At 64.1% G+C, this 20,996-nt stretch carries 13 protein-coding genes and 1 pseudogene; 7 read left to right on the forward strand and 7 right to left on the reverse strand.

The annotated features are described in order from the left end of the window. Positions 1-217 precede the first annotated feature (217 nt). From CTR55_RS17680 to CTR55_RS17695, 4 genes are all read left to right on the forward strand, one after another. Complete coding sequence (locus tag CTR55_RS17680; protein ID WP_296288130.1) at positions 218-1,312, forward strand: polyamine ABC transporter substrate-binding protein; 1,095 nt, start codon at positions 218-220, stop codon at positions 1,310-1,312. 226 nt (positions 1,313-1,538) lie between these two features. After that, a complete protein-coding gene (locus CTR55_RS17685) occupies positions 1,539-2,897 on the forward strand; it encodes a glutamine synthetase family protein (protein WP_296288131.1) in 1,359 nt (452 codons plus the stop codon). A 41-nt stretch (positions 2,898-2,938) separates the two neighbouring features. Continuing rightward, positions 2,939-4,024, forward strand: coding sequence for a polyamine ABC transporter substrate-binding protein (locus tag CTR55_RS17690; RefSeq protein ID WP_296288132.1), 1,086 nt, complete (start codon positions 2,939-2,941; stop codon positions 4,022-4,024). Between the two features lie 14 nt (positions 4,025-4,038). Beyond that, positions 4,039-5,334 (forward strand): FAD-binding oxidoreductase, encoded by a 1,296-nt coding sequence (locus CTR55_RS17695; protein ID WP_296288133.1) that lies wholly within the window; start codon positions 4,039-4,041, stop codon positions 5,332-5,334. A gap of 291 nt (positions 5,335-5,625) precedes the next feature. On the opposite strand, the gene CTR55_RS17700 is transcribed toward CTR55_RS17695, so the two are convergent. The 4 genes and pseudogenes from CTR55_RS17700 to CTR55_RS17710 all read right to left on the reverse strand — a co-directional run bounded on the left by CTR55_RS17700 (position 5,626) and on the right by CTR55_RS17710 (position 15,559). After that, positions 5,626-6,426, reverse strand: coding sequence for a helix-turn-helix domain-containing protein (locus CTR55_RS17700; RefSeq protein WP_296288134.1), 801 nt, complete (start codon positions 6,424-6,426; stop codon positions 5,626-5,628). Between the two features lie 338 nt (positions 6,427-6,764). Next, on the reverse strand, positions 6,765-13,706 hold the full coding sequence (locus CTR55_RS17705; RefSeq protein WP_296288135.1) for a YadA-like family protein: 6,942 nt from the start codon (positions 13,704-13,706) through the stop codon (positions 6,765-6,767). 33 nt (positions 13,707-13,739) lie between these two features. Next, positions 13,740-14,270 (reverse strand): annotated as a pseudogene (locus CTR55_RS27390) (ESPR-type extended signal peptide-containing protein); the annotation flags it as partial. A 392-nt stretch (positions 14,271-14,662) separates the two neighbouring features. Beyond that, the gene (locus CTR55_RS17710; RefSeq protein WP_296288136.1) at positions 14,663-15,559 is read right to left on the reverse strand and encodes a hypothetical protein; all 897 of its coding nucleotides are present in this window, start codon (positions 15,557-15,559) and stop codon (positions 14,663-14,665) included. A gap of 602 nt (positions 15,560-16,161) precedes the next feature. On the opposite strand from CTR55_RS17710, the gene CTR55_RS17715 reads away from it, so the two are divergent. Together CTR55_RS17715 and CTR55_RS17720 are read left to right on the forward strand one after the other, a co-directional pair. Continuing rightward, positions 16,162-16,440, forward strand: a complete 279-nt coding sequence (locus CTR55_RS17715) for a hypothetical protein (RefSeq protein WP_296288137.1) — start codon at positions 16,162-16,164, stop codon at positions 16,438-16,440. Beyond that, positions 16,437-16,904, forward strand: coding sequence for a hypothetical protein (locus CTR55_RS17720; RefSeq protein ID WP_296288138.1), 468 nt, complete (start codon positions 16,437-16,439; stop codon positions 16,902-16,904). The genes CTR55_RS17715 and CTR55_RS17720 overlap by 4 nt, the downstream gene beginning before the upstream one ends. A 103-nt stretch (positions 16,905-17,007) precedes the next feature. Here CTR55_RS17720 and CTR55_RS17725 read toward each other — a convergent pair whose 3' ends face one another. Next, the gene (locus CTR55_RS17725) at positions 17,008-18,051 is read right to left on the reverse strand and encodes an RNA methyltransferase (RefSeq protein WP_296288139.1); all 1,044 of its coding nucleotides are present in this window, start codon (positions 18,049-18,051) and stop codon (positions 17,008-17,010) included. 112 nt (positions 18,052-18,163) lie between these two features. Here CTR55_RS17725 and ampC point away from each other — a divergent pair, with 112 nt between their 5' ends. Beyond that, on the forward strand, positions 18,164-19,306 hold the full coding sequence (gene ampC, locus CTR55_RS17730; RefSeq protein ID WP_296288140.1) for a class C beta-lactamase: 1,143 nt from the start codon (positions 18,164-18,166) through the stop codon (positions 19,304-19,306). Between the two features lie 284 nt (positions 19,307-19,590). Here the strand turns inward: ampC and CTR55_RS17735 are convergent, their stop codons facing one another. Both CTR55_RS17735 and CTR55_RS17740 read right to left on the reverse strand, forming a co-directional pair. Beyond that, positions 19,591-20,295 carry an MgtC/SapB family protein gene (locus CTR55_RS17735; protein ID WP_296288141.1) on the reverse strand — a complete coding sequence of 235 codons (705 nt, stop codon included), beginning with the start codon at positions 20,293-20,295 and terminating at the stop codon, positions 19,591-19,593. Between the two features lie 369 nt (positions 20,296-20,664). Then, positions 20,665-20,991, reverse strand: coding sequence for a hypothetical protein (locus tag CTR55_RS17740; protein WP_296288142.1), 327 nt, complete (start codon positions 20,989-20,991; stop codon positions 20,665-20,667). Positions 20,992-20,996: the final 5 nt, after the last annotated feature.

A 20,996-nucleotide genomic window follows, 5' to 3' on the forward strand; every position in this document is an offset into this window, starting at 1 on the left:
CCTCCGCCGCGTAGGCCTCCAGCGTAGGGCGCGGACAACGCGCTGCACAGAGCCGCGGGTCCGCAGCAGCATTGGCGATTCCGCCCGTGCACGGAAGAACGACGCAAAGCCGCGCCACGCCTAGTTTTCGGCCAGGGCCGAAAACAATAGAACAGGGCCCATTTCCCACCTGCCGATCGCATGGGCGCCGCGCTAGCCGGCGCCCCCAGGAGTGAAGATGAACAAGCGTGCTTTGGGTTGTCTGGCCGGCCTGCTGGCCGGTGCCGCATTGCCGGTGATGGCGGCGCCGCAAGAGGTGCATTTCGCCAACTGGGCTGACTACATCGGGCCGACCGTGCTGCAGGATTTCCAGAAGGAAACCGGGATCAAGGTGGTGCTCGACGCCTTCGAGTCCGACGAGGTACTGGAGGCCAAGCTGCTCACCGGGCATTCCGGCTTCGACGTGGTAGTCCCTTCGGCAGACTTCCTCGCCCGCCAGCTCAAGGCCGGTGTCTACCGCCCGCTGGACGACGCACTGCTGCCCAACCGCAAGAACCTCGACCCCGACCTGCTCGCCCGCGTGGCCCAGTCCGACCCCGGCAACCGCTTTGCCGTGCCCTACCTCTGGGGCACTGTCGGCATCGGCTACAACCCGGCGAAAATCAAAGCCGCGCTGGGCGCCGACGCGCCGCTGGACTCCTGGGACCTGGTGTTCAAGCCGGAGAACCTCGCCAAGCTCAAGGGCTGCGGCGTGGCCTTCCTCGACTCGCCGGCGAAGATCCTGCCGCTGGCCCTGCACTACCTGGGCAAGGACCCGAACAGCAACAACCCGGCGGATTACCAGGCCGGCACCCGACTGCTGGCAAGCCTGAAGCCCTCGGTCACCTACTTCAGCTCCACCAAGTACATCGCCGACCTCGCCAACGGTAACGTCTGCGTGGCCATCGGCTTCTCCGGCGACGTCTTGCAGGCACAGAAGAGTGCCGAGGAAGCCGGGGGTTCGGTGCAGGTGGAATACAGCGTGCCGAAGGAAGGCACCAACATCTGGTTCGACAACCTGGCCATCCCCAAGGACGCGCGCAACCCCGAGGGCGCCCACGCCTTCATCAACTACCTGCTGCGCCCCGACGTGATCGCTAAAACCAGCGACTACCTGCACTACGCCAACGCCAACGTGCCGGCCAAGGCACTGATGGAGCAGAAGGTCCGCGACAATCCTGCGGTCTATCCGAACGCCGAGCGGGTCAAGGGCATGTACGTCAGCCTGCCGCCTAGCCCGTCGATCCTGCGCCTGATCACCCGCGACTGGAGCCGGATCAAGTCCGGGGTCTGACCGCCAGCCTCACTCCACTCAAGACAGCAGCCCCGGTCGCCATTGGCTTCCGGGGCTGTTTGCATTGGCCGGAGGCGCCTTTTTTGTGGCGATTCCCAAGCCTTGCCGAAAGTGGATAGAACGCACGCGTGCCTCCAGCCGACACTAGCCACGCCTGGCAGCAAGATGCTGCGCGCGCACCCATTACAAAACCCCCTTACAAAATCAAAAACCGTCAGAGGCTTGTATGACCACCCCCGCCGAGCAGTTGGAGCAACGGCTGAAGCAACAGAAAATCACCGAAGTCGAGTGCGTGGTGAGCGATCTCACCGGCATCGCCCGCGGCAAGATTTCCCCCACCAACAAGTTCCTCGGCGAAGGGGGCATGCGTCTCCCCGAAAGTGTTCTGCTGCAGACGGTCACCGGCGATTTCGTCGATGACGACGTCTACTACGACCTGCTCGACGAAGCGGACATCGACATGGTCTGCAAGCCCGACCCGGACGCCATCTTCCTGGTGCCCTGGGCGCTGGAACCGACCGCGATGGTCATCCACGACACCTTCGACAAGGTCGGCAACCCCATCGAACTGTCCCCGCGCAACGTGCTCAAGCGCGTGCTCAAGCTCTACGCCGACAAGGGCTGGAGCCCGGTTGTGGCGCCGGAGATGGAGTTCTACCTGACCAAGCGCAGCAGCGACCCGGACTTCCCGCTGGAAGCCCCCGTCGGCCGTTCGGGCCGCCCGGAAAGCGGCCGCCAGAGCTTCTCCATCGACGCCGCCAACGAATTCGACCCGCTGTTCGAAGACGTCTACGACTGGTGCGAACTGCAGGGCCTGGACCTGGATACGCTGATCCACGAAGACGGCCCGGCGCAGATGGAAATCAACTTCCGTCACGGCGACGCGCTGAGCCTGGCCGACCAGATCATCGTGTTCAAGCGCACCATGCGCGAAGCCGCGCTCAAGCATGACGTCAGCGCCACCTTCATGGCCAAGCCGATCACCGACGAGCCCGGCAGCGCCATGCACATCCACCAGAGCGTGCTGGACATCGCCACCGGCCAGAACATCTTCGCCGCCGAAGACGGCTCCATGAGCGAGCTGTTCCTGCACTACATCGGCGGGCTGCAGAAATACATCCCGAAAGTGCTGCCGATGTTCGCGCCGAACGTGAACTCCTTCCGCCGCTTCCTGCCGGACACCTCCGCGCCGGTGAACGTCGAATGGGGCGAAGAGAACCGCACCGTGGGCCTGCGTGTACCCGCCGCCCCGCCGATCGCCATGCGCGTGGAAAACCGCCTGCCAGGCGCCGACGCCAACCCGTACCTGGCGCTGGCCGCCAGCCTGCTCTGCGGCTACCTGGGCATGATCGAGCAGATCAACCCCAGCGCCGCCGTCCAGGGTCGCGCCTACGAACGCCGCAACCTGCGCCTGCCGATCACCATCGAGGACGCGCTGCAGCAGATGGAAGACTGCGACGTGCTCAAGGAATTCCTCGGCGAGAAATTCGTGCAGGGCTACGTGGCGGTGAAGCGCACCGAGCACGAGAACTTCAAGCGGGTGATCAGTTCCTGGGAGCGCGAGTTCCTGCTGCTGAGCGTCTGATTCCTCATCACTGACTTCACAACAACAATTCGGGAGTCCCCATGAGACTGCTGCGCACCCTTGCGCCCTTCGCCCTGGCAACCATCGCCTCGGCCGCACACGCTGCCCCTTCGGTCAGCATCTACAACTGGACCGACTACATCGCCCCGGACACCCTGGCCGGCTTCCAGAAGACCACCGGGATCAAGCCGGTGTACGACGTCTTCGACTCCAACGAGACGCTGGAAGGCAAGCTGCTGGCAGGCCGTACGGGCTACGACGTGGTGGTGCCGTCCAACCACTTCCTGACCCGCCAGGTGCAGGCTGGTGTATTCCTCGAGCTCGACCGCAGCCAGTTGCCGAACTGGAAGCACCTGGACCCGAAATTGCTCAAGCTGCTGGAGCAGAACGACCCGGGCAACAAGCACTCGGTGCCCTACTTGTGGGGCACCAACGGCATCGGCTACAACGTCGAGAAGGTCAAGCAGGTGCTGGGCGTCGACCACATCGACTCCTGGGCCGTGCTGTTCGAGCCGGAGAACATCAAGAAGCTCAACGCCTGCGGCGTCGCCTTCATGGACTCGCCCGACGAGATGATCCCGTCGGTGCTCAACTACCTGGGGCTGGACCCCAACAGCACCAACCCGGCGGACTATCCCAAGGCCGAGGCGAAGCTGGAGGCGGTGCGCCCGTACGTCACCTACTTCCACTCCTCGAAGTACATCTCGGACCTGGCCAACGGCAACATCTGCGTGGCCTTCGGCTACTCCGGCGATGTGTTCCAGGCCGCAGCGCGGGCCAAGGAAGCCAACAACGGCATCGAGATCGCCTACGCCATTCCCAAGGAAGGCGCGAACCTGTGGTTCGACCTGATGGCCATCCCCTCGGACGCGAAGCATCCGGAGCAGGCACTGGCGTTCATCAACTACGTCCTCGACCCGAAGGTGATCGCCGACGTCAGCGAGTACGTCGGCTACCCCAGCGCCAACGCCGACTCCAAGACGCTGCTACCCACCGAGATGCAGAACAACCCCGAGGTCTTCCCGAGCCAGGCCGTGCTCGACAAGCTGTACATCGCCAAGGCGCCGCCGCCCAAGATCATGCGCCTGATGACCCGCAGCTGGAGCAAGATCAAGTTCAACCAATGAAACGAGAAAGTCCCATGAAGCACACCGACGAGCACGCCGCGTCCTATTACGCCGCGACCGCCCGTGACTCGCAGCACTACCCTTCCCTCGCGGGGGACGTGCGGGCGGATGTCTGCGTGATCGGCGGCGGCTTCACCGGCGTCAACACCGCCCTGGAGCTGGCCCGGCGCGGCCACTCCGTGGTGCTGTTGGAAGCCCGGCGTATCGGCTGGGGCGCCAGCGGGCGCAACGGCGGGCAGTTGATCCGTGGCATCGGCCACGATGTCAGCGGCTTCGCCAAGTACGTCGGCGAAGAAGGCGTGCAGTACCTGGAGCAAGCCGGCGTGGATTCGGTGGCCCTGGTCGCCGAGCGCATCCGTGAACTGGCTATCGAGTGCGACTTGCGCTGGGGCTTCTGCGAGCTGGCCAATACCCCGGCGCAGTACGCCGCGATGGTCCGCGAACAGGAAGAGCTGAGCACCTCGGACTACCCCCACGAAACCCGGCTGGTGCCGCCGGAGCGCATGCGTGAGGTGGTCGCTAGCGACTGCTACGCCGGTGGGCACATCGACATGGGCTCGGGCCACCTGCACCCGCTGGACCTGGTCAAGGGCGAAGCCCGCGCGGCCAAGGCCTTCGGCGCGCAGATCTTCGAGCAGAGCCCGGTGCTGCGCATCGAGCACGGCACCACGGCCGTGGTGCACTGCGCCCAGGGCCGCGTGCTGGCGAACACCCTGGTGCTCGGCTGCAACGCGCACCTGGAGGAGCTGGAGCCGAAGCTCACCGGCAAGGTGCTGCCTGCCGGCAGCTACGTGGTGGCCACCGAGCCGCTGTCCGAAGAACTGGCGGCGCAGCTGATCCCGCAGAACATGGCGCTGTGCGACCAGAAGGTGGGGCTGGACTACTACCGCCTGACGGCCGACCGTCGCCTGCTGTTCGGCGGCGCCTGCCACTACTCCGGGCGCGACCCGGCGGACATCGGCGGCTACATGCGGCCGAAGGTGCTCAAGGTGTTCCCGCAGCTGGAGCAGGTGAAGCTCGACTACCAGTGGGGCGGCATGATCGGCATCACCGCCAATCGTTTCCCGCAGGTCGGGCGGCTGAACAGCCATCCGAACGTGTACTTCGCCCAGGGCTATTCCGGCCACGGGCTGAACGTCACTCACTGGTCGGCCAAGCTGCTCGCCGAAGCCATCCACCAGGGCGAGAGCAAGGGGCTGGACCTGTTCAGCGCCGTACCGCACCTGACCTTCCCCGGCGGCAAACTGCTGCGCTCGCCGCTGCTGGCGCTGGGCATGGCGTGGTATCGGGTGCGCGAGTTGCTGGGCTGATCGCACCCTCGTGCGGACAACCGCGAGCGGTTGTCCGCCCTACCAGAACCGCTCCCGTAGGGCGCATAACCCGGAAAGGGTTATCCGCCGCCATGGCGGATAACGCCTTGGGCGTTATGCGCCCTACGATGCTGGCATTGGGGATGGCATGGTACCGGGTGCGTGAGCTGCTGGGCTGATCGGCGCTGCCGGATGCCTATCGCGGACGGAGTCCGCTCCTACGTAACCGGCTAGCGTAGGAGCGGACTCTGTCCGCGATGTTCCCAAGCCCGCTCCGTCACCGGCACGGGATCAGGCCCGGCCGCCCAACTTGGCGGTGGTCTTCGGGTACTCGCCGAACAACGCGAAATACGACTGGGAGAATCGTCCCAGGTGCCAGAACGACCACTTCATCGCCACCTCGGCCACGCTCATGCCGGACTCGGCGGCGGCCAGCAGGTCACGTCGCGCGGCATTCAGCCGACGGTTGCGCAGCCAGACGATGGGCGGCATGCCGGCGTAATGCAGGAACGACTGCTGCAGCGTGCGCGGTGAAACACCCACCTTGGCGGCGAGGTCGGCCATGCCGAACTGCTCGTCGGGGCAGTCGTTCACCAGTTCCTTGACCCGCTGCACCACGCGCTTGGCCTGGACGATGGAGCGCGCCCGGCGTTCGCCATCCAGCGGGGCCTCGCACAGCAGCGAGAAGCAGTGGGAAACGATGCTCTGCGCCACACCCGGCGCATCCATCGGATCATCACCGGCCGACGCGCCGGTCAGCAGGTTGCTCAGCGAGGTCGCCACCGACTGGCAGTGGCCCGAGCGCAGTGGCGTCAGCACCAGGTCGGCAAAGGCATCGGCCGGCTGGCCCCAGTGCTCGGACTCCTTGATCACCACCGCCACCTCGCGGTAGTTCTCCGGCGTGACCCAGGCGTTGCGGGTTTCCCCGTCGAGCAGGTAGAGCGCGTTGTCGGACATGTCGAAGCTGAACACCAGGGCGCCGGGCGGGGCGTGGAACTCCTGCTCCACGCGCAGGTTCATCTGCTCCTCGTAGAGCTCGATCCCCTCGACCTCGGCATGCAGGATGCGCCCGGAGAATCGCCCGGCGGACATCTGCGTGTACTGCTGTTCCCAACCAGGAATGGCTATGCGCTGCTGATCTACTTCTTGTGCTTCGACAACCCGGATCGCCATACCCAGCCCTGCTGGTGTTTTCAGATGGGGAAGGCTAACAATCGGCACAAGGTCGGTGCAAGTCAGGCAAGCCTCCAACGGTCACCTCACGGGCCTGCCGCCCCTGCCCTGCCCTGCGCCCAAACCAGAGCGCGCATCGCCCTTTCGACTCCTGAACGAAAACGCCCCGATACTCGGACAGAGTATCGGGGCGCTTGTTTTCGGTTGCCTTGCGCGGTCTGCCTGCTGCCAACCGGCGGCAGGCAGACCGCAGTCGGTTACCAGTTGTAGCCGACGGAACCTCCTGCCGAGAAGCGGCCCTGGGTATCGGTGCTGCCACCCAGCTTGGTGGTCCACTTGCCGTCGTTGGAGACGTGGGACATACCCACCGACACGGCGGACTGGCCGTTGAACGTACCCATGCCCACCGCGGTGGTGCTGCCACCGTTGACCATCGGCTGCGGCAGGCTGGCGATGGCAATGGCCCCGGCGATACCGGCGCTCAGACGATCATCCTGCTCGCTGATGTCGTTCTTGAGGTCGTTGTAACGCTGGTTCGATTCGTTGCCCATGGCGGTCAAAGCATCGCTCACCTGGCCCACGTTGACGGCGTCGGTACGCTGGGTACCCGCTGCCACATGGGTGATCTGGCGTTCGTTGCCCGCGCTGCCGACGGCCACGCTGTTGTCACGTTCAGCCACCGAGTTGGCGCCCAGAGCCACCGAGTTCTTGCCCTTGGCCTTGGCGTTGTTGCCAATAGCCGTGCTGTTGTCAGCCACGGCTTCGGCACCGGCGCCGCCAGCGACGGAGCTGTTGCCGGTCGCCTTGGGCTTGGGCAGGTTCTGGGAGTTTTTCACCTGGAACATGCCGTCGGTACCGTTCTGCACGTTGGTCACATCGTTCTCGACCTTGGTCACGCGATTGTCGACCTTGGCAATCGAGTCAGCCATGCCATCGGTGATACCGGCAACCTTGCTGTCGGTGTACGACTTCGATTCCGCCACGGCACCGTCGAGCTGACGCAGGTTGACCGCATCGGTCGCCTGTTTGGCGTCGGCCACGTTGCTGAGGGTACGGGTTTCGCCAGTGGTGGCATTGCCGAACGACACAGTGCCAAGAGTCACGTTTTCCATGCCCGAGTAGCGGCCGGTGTAGCTTTCCGCGCCACGACCGTTGTCACTGGCACCCTGACCCACGGCAACGCTGCCTTTCGCCGAGGCGTTGGCGCCATCGCCCAGGGCGACAGAACCTTCGCCGCTGGCCACAGCCTTGCCGCCTACCGCGATGGAGTCTGCGCCGCTGGCAACCGAGTCAGCCTGGGTGGAGCTGGTGTGGAAGTACTTCACGCCACCGCCGTTGACGATGTTGGTCACGCTGCCTTCGAGGTTGGTCACACGGCCATCGATGACGGCGACCTTGTTGTTGGTCTCGTAGAGCTGCGCGCCGTTCACCGCGTCGGAGCTGCTGGCACTCAGTTCACCGGCCTTGATGTTGGTCAACTGGACGGCCTTGCCGGCAGTACCCAGGGTGACCTTGTCGTGAGCGGCCGAGTCGTACATCACCGCATCGCCCATCACGCCGTTCAGGCTGGTGATGGAGTTGTTGATGGTGTTGATGTCCGTGGTGTTCTGCGCAGTACGGCCATCCAGGTTGGTGATCGCATCGCCTACGTTGCTCACGTTGGTGATGGAACCATCGACGTTGGTCACGCTGTAGCTCGGCGCGGAGATGGAGCCGTCCGCATTCACAGCCGAACCGCCACCCATGGCATCAGCTACCGACTGGCTTACGCCGAACAGCTGGCCGCCGTTCACGGCGTCTTTGCTGCCCGAAGCCACGGTACCGTCAGCCACGTTGATCAGTTTGCGAGCGCCGTCGGTGCCAGCGAAGTCGACTGCGGCGCCATCGGTGTCTTTGCCGACAGTGAGGTTTTCGCCAGCAGCGGACTGCTGAACCAGGCCGATGGTGCCGCTGTTGATGTTGTTGGTGATATCGGTGATATCGCCTTCAACGGTGGTCACTCGGCCGTCCAGGTTGGTGATCGACGTGGTGTTGTTCGCCACGCGACCATCGATGTTGCTGATCGCATCACCCACGTTGCTCACGTTGGTGATGGAACCGTCGACGTTGGTGACGCTGTAGCTCGGCGCGGAGATGGAGCCGTCCGTATTTACGACCGAGCCGCCGCCCATGGCATCGGCTACCGACTGGCTTACACCGAACAGTTGGCCGCCGTTCACGGCGTCTTTGCTGCCCGAAGCCACGGTACCGTCAGCCACGTTGATCAGCTTGCGAGCACCGTCTGTGCCAGCGAAGTCAACCGCAGCGCCATCGGTGTCTTTGCCGACAGTGAGGTTTTCGCCAGCCGCGGATTGCTGAACCAGGCCGATGGTGCCTGCGTTGATGTTGTTGGTGATGCTGGAGATATCGGTCGTGTTCTGATCAACCTGCTGGTTGGTCGCAAACAGCTGCGAACCGTTCACCGCATCGAGGCTGTCGGCAGAGAGTTCACCAGCCTTGACGTTGGTCAGCTGCACCGGAGTACCGGCGGCGCCGAAAGTCACCTTGTCGTGGGCCGAGGAGTCATACATCACCGCATCAGCCAGCGTGTCACCCATGTTGGTGATGTTGGTATTGATGCTGTTGATGTCGGTGGTGTTCTGGGTGACGCGGCCATCGAGGTTGGTGATCGACATGGTGTTGCCAGCGATGTCCGAGGTGTTCTGATCCACCTGCTGGTTGGTCGCAAACAACTGCGAACCGTTCACCGCATCCAGGCTTTCAGCCGAGAGTTCACCAGCCTTGACGTTGGTCAGCTGCACCGGAGTGCCAGCGGCGCCGAAAGTCACCTTGTCGTGGGCCGAGGAGTCATACATCACCGCATCGGCCAGCGTGTCACCCATGTTGGTGATGTTGGTGTTGATACTGTTGATATCGGTGGTGTTCTGAGTGACACGGCCATCGAGGTTGGTGATCGACGTGGTGTTGCCGGCGATGTCAGTGGTGTTCTGCGCCACTTGTTCGTTGGTCGCAAACAGCTGCGAACCGTTCACTGCGTCCAGGCTTTCGGCCGAGAGTTCACCGGCCTTGACGTTGGTCAGCTGCACCGGAGTACCGGCAGTGCCGAAAGTCACCTTGTCGTGGGCCGAGGAGTCATACATCACCGCATCGGCCAGCGTGTCACCCATGTTGGTGATGTTGGTGTTGATGCTGTTGATATCGGTGGTGTTCTGGGTGACGCGGCCATCGAGGTTGGTGATCGACGTGGTGTTGCCGGCGATGTCAGTGGTGTTCTGTGCCACTTGCTCGTTGGTCGCAAACAGCTGCGAGCCGTTCACGGCGTCTTTGCTGTCGACCGCCAGAGTACCGTCGGCCACGTTGATCAGCTTGCGAGCACCGTCAGTGCCAACGAAGTCAACCGCAGCGCCATCGGTATCCTTGCCGACAGTGAGGTTTTCGCCAGCAGCGGACTGCTGAACCAGGCCGATGGTGCCGCTGTTGATGTTGTTGGTGATGCTGGAGATATCGGTCGTGTTCTGATCAACCTGCTGGTTGGTCGCGAACAGCTGCGAACCGTTCACTGCATCGAGGCTTTCAGCGGACAGTTCACCAGCCTTGACGTTGGTCAGTTGCACCGGAGTACCAGCGGCGCCGAAAGTCACCTTGTCGTGGGCCGAGGAGTCATACATCACCGCATCGGCCAGCGTGTCACCCATGTTGGTGATGTTGGTGTTGATGCTGTTGATGTCGGTGGTGTTCTGAGTGACACGGCCATCGAGGTTGGTGATCGACGTGGTGTTGCCGGCGATGTCAGTGGTGTTCTGCGCCACTTGTTCGTTGGTCGCAAACAGCTGCGAACCGTTCACTGCGTCCAGGCTTTCGGCAGAGAGTTCACCGGCCTTGACGTTGGTCAGCTGCACCGGAGTACCGGCAGTGCCGAAAGTCACCTTGTCGTGGGCCGAAGAGTCATACATCACCGCATCGGCCAGCGTGTCACCCATGTTGGTGATGTTGGTGTTGATGCTGTTGATGTCGGTGGTGTTCTGGGTAGTACGGCCATCCAGGTTGGTGATCGCATCGCCTACGTTGTTCACGTTGGTGGTGGAACCATCGACGTTGGTGACGCTGTAGCTCGGTGCGGAGATGGAGCCGTCCGCATTCACGATCGAACCGCCGCCCATGGCATCGGCCACCGACTGGCTTACACCGAACAGTTGGCCGCCGTTCACGGCGTCTTTGCTGCCCGAAGCCACGGTACCGTCGGCCACATTGATCAGCTTGCGAGCGCCGTCAGTGCCAGCGAAGTCAACCGCAGCGCCATCGGTGTCTTTGCCGACAGTGAGGTTTTCGCCAGCAGCGGACTGTTGAACCAGGCCGATAGTGCCTGCGTTGATGTTGTTGGTGATATCGGTGATATCGCCTTCAACGGTGGTCACGCGGCCGTCCAGGTTGGTGATCGACGTGGTGTTGCCAGCGATGTCGGTAGTGTTCTGATCAACCTGTTGGTTGGTTGCGAAAAGTTGCGAGCCATTCACCGCATCCAGGCTGTCAGCCGACAGCTCACCGGCCTTGACGTTGGTCAGCTGCACCGGAGTGCCAGCGGCGCCGAAGGTCACCTTGTCGTGGGCCGAGGAGTCATACATCACCGCATCGGCCAGCGTGTCACCCATGTTGGTGATGTTGGTATTGATGCTGTTGATGTCGGTGGTGTTCTGGGTGACACGGCCATCGAGGTTGGTGATCGACGTGGTGTTGCCGGCGATGTCCGAGGTGTTCTGATCAACCTGCTGGTTGGTCGCAAACAGCTGCGAACCGTTCACCGCATCGAGGCTGTCGGCAGAGAGTTCACCAGCCTTGACGTTGGTCAGCTGCACCGGGGTACCGGCGGCGCCGAAGGTCACCTTGTCGTGGGCCGAAGAGTCATACATCACCGCATCGGCCAGCGTGTCACCCATGTTGGTGATGTTGGTATTGATGCTGTTGATGTCGGTGGTGTTCTGGGTGACGCGGCCATCCAGGTTGGTGATGGACGTGGTGTTGCCAGCGATGTCCGAGGTGTTCTGATCCACCTGCTGGTTGGTCGCGAACAGTTGGCCGCCGTTCACGGCGTCTTTGCTGTCGGCCGCCAGAGTACCGTCAGCCACATTGATCAGCTTGCGAGCACCGTCTGTGCCAGCGAAGTCGACGGCAGCGCCATCGGTATCCTTGCCAACAGTGAGGTTTTCGCCAGCTGCGGACTGTTGAACCAGGCCGATGGTGCCGCTGTTGATGTTGGTGGTGAGGTTGGAAACATCACCTTCAACGGTGGTCACGCGGCCGTCCAGGTTGGTGATCGACGTGGTGTTGCCGGCGATGTCAGTGGTGTTCTGCGCCACTTGCTGGTTGGTAGCGAACAGTTGCGAGCCATTCACCGCATCCAGGCTGCCAGCAGACAGTTCACCGGCCTTGACGTTGGCCAGTTGCACCGGAGTACCGGCAGCGCCGAAGGTCACCTTGGTGTGGGCCGAAGAGTCATACACCACTGCATCGGTCGTGACGCCCATGTTGCTGATGGTGGTGTTGAGGGTGTTGATGTCGGTGGTGTTCTGCGTCACCTGGGCGTTGGTCGCGAACAGCTGCGAACCGTTCACCGCATCGGTGCTGGCCGCGGAAACCTGGCCTGCCGCCACGTTCTGAACTTGCCGGGTAGCTGAAGCACTGCCCACGCTGAACACGCCCGTCGGAGTGCCGCCGGCATAGGTATAGGTTTTGCCGCCGATGGTGCCGCTGCTGGTAGTTACCGCTGCTGAAGTGGTGGCGCCGTTACCGATGGCCACCGAGTTGGCCAACGAAGCATTCGCGCCATTACCCAACGCCACGGCGTTCGTTGCAGTTGCGGTCGAGTTCACACCAAGGGCCATCGAGTAGCCACCCGAAGCGTTGGAGCTAGCCCCCAAGGCGATTGCACGATCCCCCTCGGCGGCGGCGTTTACACCGACCGCCGTGGCGGCAGCGGAGGCTTTGGAGAGGCCACCCAGTGATGTGGAGAAGTCACCATGAGCATTGGCGCCTGCCCCCACAGCCACGCTCTGACCGTTGCCAGACCCAGAGGAGAAGGCATAGCTGTCAGCACCGATCGCGACCGAACCGGAGCCATCGACCTTGCTGCTGGTGCCCACCGCAACGGCGTTCGAGACGGCCGAATTAGCGCCGTTGCCGATCACCACTCCGCTATTACCCGAGGCCACCGCAGCCGGACCAATCGCCGTGGAGTTCGCCCCCGTCGCCGACGAGTCAGCCAGCGCAGAGTTAACGTGGAAGTACTTGATGCCACCGCCGTTGTTGATGGTGGTGATACTGGTGTTCAGCTTGCCCAGGGCCGAATCAACCTTGGCAAAGCCGGTGCCCACATCAGCAGCCGCCCCCGAGGTACCGGCAATACTGTTGGCGTTGGTCAGCAGGTAGCTGGGCGCAGTGATGGCGCCGGTGCCGCTGTTGAAGGCTGCGCCACCACCCAGGGCGGTGACAAGCGGAGTGAGCTGCGAGACGTTCACTGCATCGGTACTGGCAGTACCGGCGGCCATGTTGATCATCTGGCGCTGCAGCGAACCGTTGCCGATGGAAACGCTGTTGGCACGGTCGGCCACCGACTGGTTACCCAGGGCGACGCTGTTGGCCTTGGAGGCACTGGCGTTGTAACCCAAAGCCGTCGCCGCCGCAGTCGTCGTGGTGGCGCCTGCGCCCAGGGCGATCTGCTGCTCGCCGCCAGCCACCGAGGTGGTGGTTGCTGCAGTACCAATGGCGATGCCCGCACCGTTGGAGGTAGCCGAGAGGCCCAGCGCAATACCGGTACCGTAGGTGGCCTTGGCGTTCTCACCGATGGCGACCGAGGAGTTGCCGGCGGAGCTCGCACTGGCATTGGCGCCGATGGCCACACTGTTGCCTGAGGCCGATGCATCATCGGTACCGTCATTCTTGCCCGAGGCCTTGAAATAGCGGTTGGTCTTGGCGGCCATGGCATTGACCTTGCCCAGCGCCGCGTCAACCTTGCCAAAGCCGGTGCCCACATCAGCAGCCGCACCCGAGGTACCGGCAATACTGTTGGCGTTGGTCAGCAGGTAGCTGGGCGCAGTGATGGCGCCGGTGCTGCTGTTGAAGGCTGCGCCACCACCCAGGGCGGTGACCAGCGGAGTGAGCTGCGAGACGTTCACAGCATCGGTACTGGCGGTACCGGCAGCCATGTTGACCACTTGACGCCGCCACGCGCTGGTACCGACGGAAACGCTATTGTCACGGTCCGCCAAGGCTCCCGACCCTAACGCCACAGCTCCGTATGCGGTGGCTTTCGCCCCAGTACCGATAGCTGTCCCGTCAATAGCAGCGCCTGTCACCTGCGCACCAAAGCCGAGTGCAGTGGCATTGAAGACGGAGCTGTCGGTCATAGCCCCATAGCCGATCGCAACAGACTGTGCGCCCAGCACCGAGGCATTACCACCCAGTGTGACACCATATGCACCGGCGGACAGGGCGTTGACGCCGATGGCAACACCAGAACCATTATCGTTGACGTTGGCCGTCACCTTCGCGCCGCTGCCAATGGCGACCTGATTCGAATTGACGACCGTGCCCCCATCCAGCCCGCCGGCTTCCACGGGGTCGACAATACCCAGAGCACTCAACCCCATGGCGGCCGCAAACGCGGCAATACGAGAGGTGGGGGATTTGGTACGGCTCTTGGCTAATTCGGATGCAGCGACGTAAGTGCCAGTCTTCTCACACCAGACGCTGCGGTAACTTCGGTTCATGGATGAACGCTCCAAAACATTTGAGGGGACCGCCGCAAACTGGTTGGCGGGCGGATGACACGATGTTAGGGAGCGAGCCGCGCAGACGAAGTCGTAGCTTTCGGAACCGGATGTAGGATTAATCCCTTCAGAAAACTCGCCAGACGAATCATTAGCTGACAGCAGGAACAGAAAGGAGCCGCGACGTCCGAGCCCCTCTTCCGAGCGTGTTCGCCAGCGGAAGGGCAGACGCAGCGCGTGCCGGGAGCAGAAAGAAGATCAACGAGAAAAAGCCGGAGCACACCGGGCTGAACGTATCCCGATGCATGCTTTCCGGCTTTCCCGCAGAAGGGATTGCAACGACCGTCCAGCCGCAGCTGGTGCCTGGCCAGACGGTATTCCGCCAGCGCTCGTCAGCGCACGTCGTCGACCTGGCCGACCTGGAGCAGGTTGTCGACCTGCAGACGGTAGTTCGCCCCCAGCAGAATCCCCTTGCCGTACCAGAGCTGGCCGTAGTTGCGCAGGCTCAGGCCGTCGCTGCTCGATAGCTGATAGCGGAAGCCGGTGTCAGTGCGGAAGGCCAGCTGGTTGGCATCCAGCTGGTCGAGTTGGAAGTGGGTGCCCGACGCCGGCCGCAGTTGCTGCTGGCGCGCCAGGTAAGCGGGTGCCAGCTCGCCGAACAGGGCCTGGGCGCGGGCCCGGTAGTCCGCCTCGGTCAGGCCCGGCAGTGCCGACAGGCGCGAGGCGATCACGGCGAACACTTCGGCGTTGGCGCGGCCCTGGCTCAACTTGACCGACAGCATCTGGTTCACCGCCTGCTGGTCGATCTCGCGACGGGCTTCGGCGGGCTTGGCCTTGGCGTCAGCCTTTGCATCGGTTTTGGCATCGGCCGGGGCGACCGACACCGTACGCATCAGTTCGGCGGGGTTGGGCAGCAGGAACGCTGCATCGGCCTGGGCAGCAGCGCAGGCGGTGAGTTGCCCGGCACGGTCGCCGTTCACCAGCAGGGCCAGCGCGTCTGTGCTCCGGCGCGGCAAACGGCTGGCGTCGACGCCGAGCTTGGCCAACTGCGCGGCGTTCTGCGCCGCGGTGATTTGCCCCTGGGCGAGTGCACAGAGCTGGTTTTCCAGCAGGGGGATACGCTTGCCGCTGAAGGTTGGCGCCAGGCTGCGCACAGCTTCCTGCACCAGCGAGAGCGCCGGAACGCCGACGCGATTATTGGCGGCAGGCCGCATACCGGAAAAACCGGGTTGTTCGCAGCCGGCGAGGACGGCCAGCAGCGCGGGGAGAGCAACGAGTTTGAGCTTCATGGGACAACCTGCTGAGGGAAATGAGAACGACGCCGGGCGGTGGTACCGCAGCGATGTGGCGCCGATTCTAGAAATCCCCCTGCCGGTTGACGGTCCGCGAACTCTCATCATCACGTAGGAAAATTCCTGATGAAAAATCCATCTGTCAGGAAAATAACTCTCCATACAGCGGGATCTCGTCACACTCCCAGGTTTGTTCCCAGCGCAACGCATGACAGGCCAATGCGATGCTTCCCACACGCCATTACCCTTGTGAGCCTACGCGCGTCGTCGATAGCCTCCCCTTCGTCACAGCTCATCTGTGGCCGGGTGTCGCAACTCGATTGGAATCAGGAGCGCACGTAGCGCCATTTGCATCGGAAACGGGTTTCTCAACTACCCCTCGATCCAGTGCATCTATGGCAGACCGTGCGGGGAAGGCCTATGCCTTACCGGTTTTGCTCCTTCCACCGGTTTGCGACCCTCGCACGGTCCGCCACCCTAACTTCGTGTCGCAACGAAAGGTGGCGGCTCCTCAATGAGAGAAGGAGCAACGGAAATGCACTACCCCCCTTTCACCCCCGCGCACCACCGCTCCCCCGCCCTCCGCCGTGAGGTGCACCATGCTTGACGCCCACTTCACTCCCCTCCCCGCACAGCCCCACGACGACGTGCTGTTCGTCAACGCACTGGCCCCCGCCGACCATCTGTACGACTGCGCCAGCCGCCGGCTGGCAGCCGTGGAAGACCTGTTGCGCCTGCTGGAAAGCAACCCCGACAGCGGGCTGGTTGACGAGGTCGCCCGCCTCGCCGCCGCCATCGCGCCCCTGGTCAGCGAAGCACAACACCTTTACGAGCTGGCCCTGGACCAACGCCAACGCACAGCCCGGAGGCCGACATGACATTCAACGACGACGATCCATCCCTCGCGATCTACGAGCAGACACAGAAGACCCTGAACACACTGGGCCGCCTGATCCACCTCCGGGCGACGGAGGTCGAACTCGATCTCATCCGCCAGTTGCGCCATCAGGTTCATGAAACGTACTGGCAGGCGCGCCTGGATCAGCGGATCGCCCACGGTTCGGTCGCCGCCACGCCCTTCTGCCGGAGGATATTCCTCGGCGTGAACCAGCAGAAGCACCTGGAAGAAGTGAACCGAGGCATGCTCGCCGCCGAGCAGAGCATGAGCCAAAGCGGCGGCTCGCCGCCGTGGAACAGGCTGATCTTCGGCCGTAGCCAGTTCACCAGGGGGCAAGCGCGCAACAGCTTTGAGTGCGGCTTCATCCTCCGCCTGTTCCAGATGATCCACGAACTCAGCGCGCTCAACCGGCAGCGGGCCGGCTCCCCGCCAGGCGACGGCTAATTCGCTTCACCGCCCCGAAGACTCGGGGGCAGGCAGCGCGGCCCGTGTCGCGCGGGGACGGCGGCGGGCCCTGCCCGGCGCCCCAAGCCAAAGCAACGTAGCGTTAGCCGGCCGGGATGATCCGTCGCCGGCTCGTGGCGATCAGTTCGGTCGCCCGCGCACGCAGTTGCCCGCAGCCACCGTCGACATCCTGCCCGGCGCTGTTGCGCACCTTGGTCAGCACGCCACGGCTGTGCAGGTAGCGGACCATCTCGGCGATGCGCTCGGCGTCCGGGCGCTGGTACTGGTCGCCTTCCAGCGCATTGAAGGGGATCAGGTTGAGCACGCCGAACTTGCCCTTGAGCAGGCGCAGGATGCCGTCGAGTTCTTCCTGGCTGTCGTTGATGCCCTTGAGCAGTGTCCACTGGTACTGGATCGGGTAGTTCGTGGCGCGCGCATAGGCCTCGCCCTGCTCCACCAGTTCCTCGGGTGTCAGCTTCGGCGCGCGCGGCAGCAGGTGCTCGCGCAGCGCGGCATTGCTGGTATGCAGCGACAGCGCCAGGGCCGGCTTGATTCGCTGTTCTGGCAGGCGCTCGAACACTCGCGGGTCGCCCACGGTGGAGAACACCAGGTTCTTGTGGCCGATGCCGCCATCGGTGCCGAGACGGTCGATGGCTTCCAGCACGTTGTCGAGGTTGTGCGCCGGCTCGCCCATGCCCATGAACACCACCCGCTTCACCGGCCGCACGCGGCGTGCCAGCACCAGTTGGGCGACGATCTCGGTGGTGGAAAGCTGGCGCAGCAGGCCGCTCTTGCCGGTCATGCAGAAGCGACAGCCCACGGCGCAGCCGACCTGGGTGGACACGCACACGCCGCCGCGCGGCAACAGCACGCTCTCCACCATCTGCCCGTCGGCCAGGCGCACCAGCAGGCGCTCGGAGTTGTCGCCACCGGGATGACGCGACTGAATGGTCGCCAGGGCATCCAGTTCGGCGGCGATCTGCGCCACGCCATTGCGCACGCTCAGCGGCAGAAAATCCTCGGTCGCCTGGCGCTTGGTGCCGGCATCCAGCGGCCGGCCCTGCAGCCAGGCGCGCAGCATCCGCGCGCGGTGCAGGGGCAGCGCGCCAAGGTCGGCAAGGCGTTGGTCGAGGTCGGAGATTCGCATGGGGCGCGAATCCTACCACTGCCATGCTCGGCGGCGTAGCGCTACCGGTCTGGCTGGAGAGCTGGCCGCAGCGGTGCTAGGGTCAGCCCATTGCACTGCCCAGGAAGTCGTCATGCACCGGACCGCCCCACTCGTACTCGGCATCATCCCTCTCCTCGTCGCCGGCTTCGCTCAGGCCGCCCCGCCGGACTTCGATGCGAAGGTGAACAAGCTCGCCCAGCAGGTCATGCGCGAGCAGAACATCGCCGGCCTCGCCATCGGCGTCACCGACCACGGCGAGCAGCGCTTCTACAACTTCGGCGTGGCATCGACAGAGAGCAAGCAGCCGGTGAGCAGCGACACGCTGTTCGAGATCGGCTCGGTGAGCAAGACCTTCACCGCCACCCTCGCCGGCTTCGCCCAGGCGGTCGGCAAGCTCAAGCTGGAGCAGAGCCCGACGCTCTATCTCAAGGAACTGCGCGGCAGTGCGCTGGACAAGGTGACGCTGATCCAGCTCGCCACCCACACCGCCGGCGGCTTCCCGCTGCAACTGCCCGACGAGGTGAAAACGCCGCAGCAGCTCACCGACTACTACAAGAGCTGGCAGCCGCAGTACCCCGCCGGCACCCAGCGCAGCTACGCCAACCCCAGCATCGCCCTGCTCGGCATCGTCACCGCGCGCGCGCTGGACGTGCCGTTCAAGACCGCGATGCAGCGCAACGTCTTCGCGCCATTGGGCCTGAGCAACACCCACATCGACGTGCCGGTGACCCGCCAGGGCATCTACGCCCAGGGTTACGACAAGGACAATGCCCCGGTGCGGGTGAACTCCGACCCGATCGCCGACGAGGCCTACGGGGTGAAATCCAGCAGCCGCGACCTGCTGCGCTTCGTGCAGGTGCAGTTGGGCGAGATCAAGCTCGGCGACAAGCTACAGGTGGCGGTGGACGCCACCCGCACCGGCTATTACCAGGTCGGCCCGCTGACCCAGGACCTGATCTGGGAGCAGTACGCTTACCCGCCCAAGCTCGCCGAACTGCAGCAGTACAACGGCAGCAGCATGGTGCTGCAGAGCCAGCCGGTGACCGCCCTGCGCAAGCCACTGCCACCCCAGCAGGCCGTGTGGGTGAACAAGACCGGCGCCACGGGCGGCTTCGGCGCGTACGTGGCTTTCGTCCCGTCGAAACAGCGCGGCATCGTCATCCTCGCCAACCGCAACTACCCCAACGAGGTGCGGGTGAAGCTGGCGTGGGACATTCTGTCGAAGCTCAACTGAGCCGCCCGCTCCTACGTGAAGCCCTGCGCGAGGACTTGCCCTCGCCCTGAGGAGCGGGGCGCGCAGTGGCACCGGCCCTTGTAGGAGCGAGCTTGCTCGCGAACAGGCCACACTCCGATGCCGACAGGTTCTTTGTAGGATGGCGTGGAGCGCAGCGATACCCATGCTGCTGGTGCAGTGCGTTGATGGGTATCGCTGCGCTCCACGCCATCCCACGATCCTTCAGTGCCAAGCGGCTCGCGAGCAAGCTCGCTCCTACACACAATCCATTGGCGCAAATCAGGTCAATCGCTGGCCAGCTCGAACAGCTGCCAGCGTACCGAGCTGACGCCCTTCTCCAGGCTGATGCGGCTGACCATGCGCTCCAGCTGGCCGGCAGCGCCGTGGCCGCCGAGCAGTTCGGCGCGCACTTCCAGTTTGGCCGGGTTGGCCTGGTCTTCGCTGTGCAGCGATTGCAGGCGCAGTTCGCTGCTGTCCAGGTTGTGCAGCATCAGGCTGCGCACCTGGATCTCGTCTTCGGCGCGGCAGATGATGGCAACGCCGTAACGCTGCTCCACTTCGTTGGCCGGCACCACGTCCTGATGGTTGATGCGCTGGGCGATGTCGCGCAGCAGGATGTTGGCGCAGAGCACCACCACGCTGCCCAACGCGGCTTCCAGCAACAGCCCCATGCTGCACAGCACGCCGATGGCGGCGGTGCACCAGAGCGTGGCGGCGGTGTTCAGGCCGCGCACGTTCAGGCCATCGCGCATGATCACGCCACCGCCGAGGAAGCCGATGCCGGACACCACATAGGCAGCGATGCGCGGGGCGTCCGCCGAGAGCCCCGGCATGGCCTGGGTCATCAGCACGAACAGGCAAGCGCCGGTACTGACCAGGGCATTAGTACGCAGGCCGGTGAGGCGCTGGCGCAGCTGGCGTTCGGCGCCGATCAGGGCGCCCAGGATGAGTGCCGCGGCAACCCGCAGCAGGAAGATTTTCCAATCCATGTTCCACCTCGTTTGCGGCGCGCGGCCGCTCCATGCGCCAGGCAAGGCCGGCGCGCATTCGGGTGGTGGATTGCGCGGGAGCGAAGGGCCAGGCTGGCCCCGCAGGGGAATGGTGAGACGTCATCCCGTGGCGGGATGCGTATCGCCACTGTCCGCAACGCAGCGAGACAGTGGCAGGATTCTGCCGGACGGCTCGCTGTTCAGACCTGTCGCAATCGACCAGGGCAAGTGTCCAAGGCAGGACTCCTTTCGTGAATTAAAAAAAGCGACCGGACCCGGTGTGAGCACTGCCCGGGACAACTCCGGCCGCGAGTCGTCATCATCGCCGAGCTACCTTAAGGTTTCCTTAGCGGCCCTCAGGTAGCGCCTTCACGCCAGCGCGCCGGCGTCGATGTGCTGGCCCAGCCACGCCAGCACCCGCGCATCCGCCTCGAAGCCGGCCAGACAAGGGCCTTCGATGGCCGGCAGGACAATCAGCGACGCCGCCTCGACATCCGCCAGCGCGCCCTCCGCCGTGATGATGTGCCCGCCCGCCGCCCGCACCGGGGCGCCATCGACAGACACCACCCGCACCGCGAAGGACTGCTCCACGCCCAGGTGCCGCTCCAGCAACGCCGCAATGCGGAAGAAGTCCGCGGCCGAGAACAGCCCCATCGCCCAGCAGCCTTCATAGGACAGAATCGCTACCTGCTTCAAACACC

The sequence above is a fragment of the Pseudomonas sp. genome (assembly GCF_002796985.1).
In the GTDB taxonomy this organism is placed as follows: Bacteria; Pseudomonadota; Gammaproteobacteria; order Pseudomonadales; family Pseudomonadaceae; genus Pseudomonas.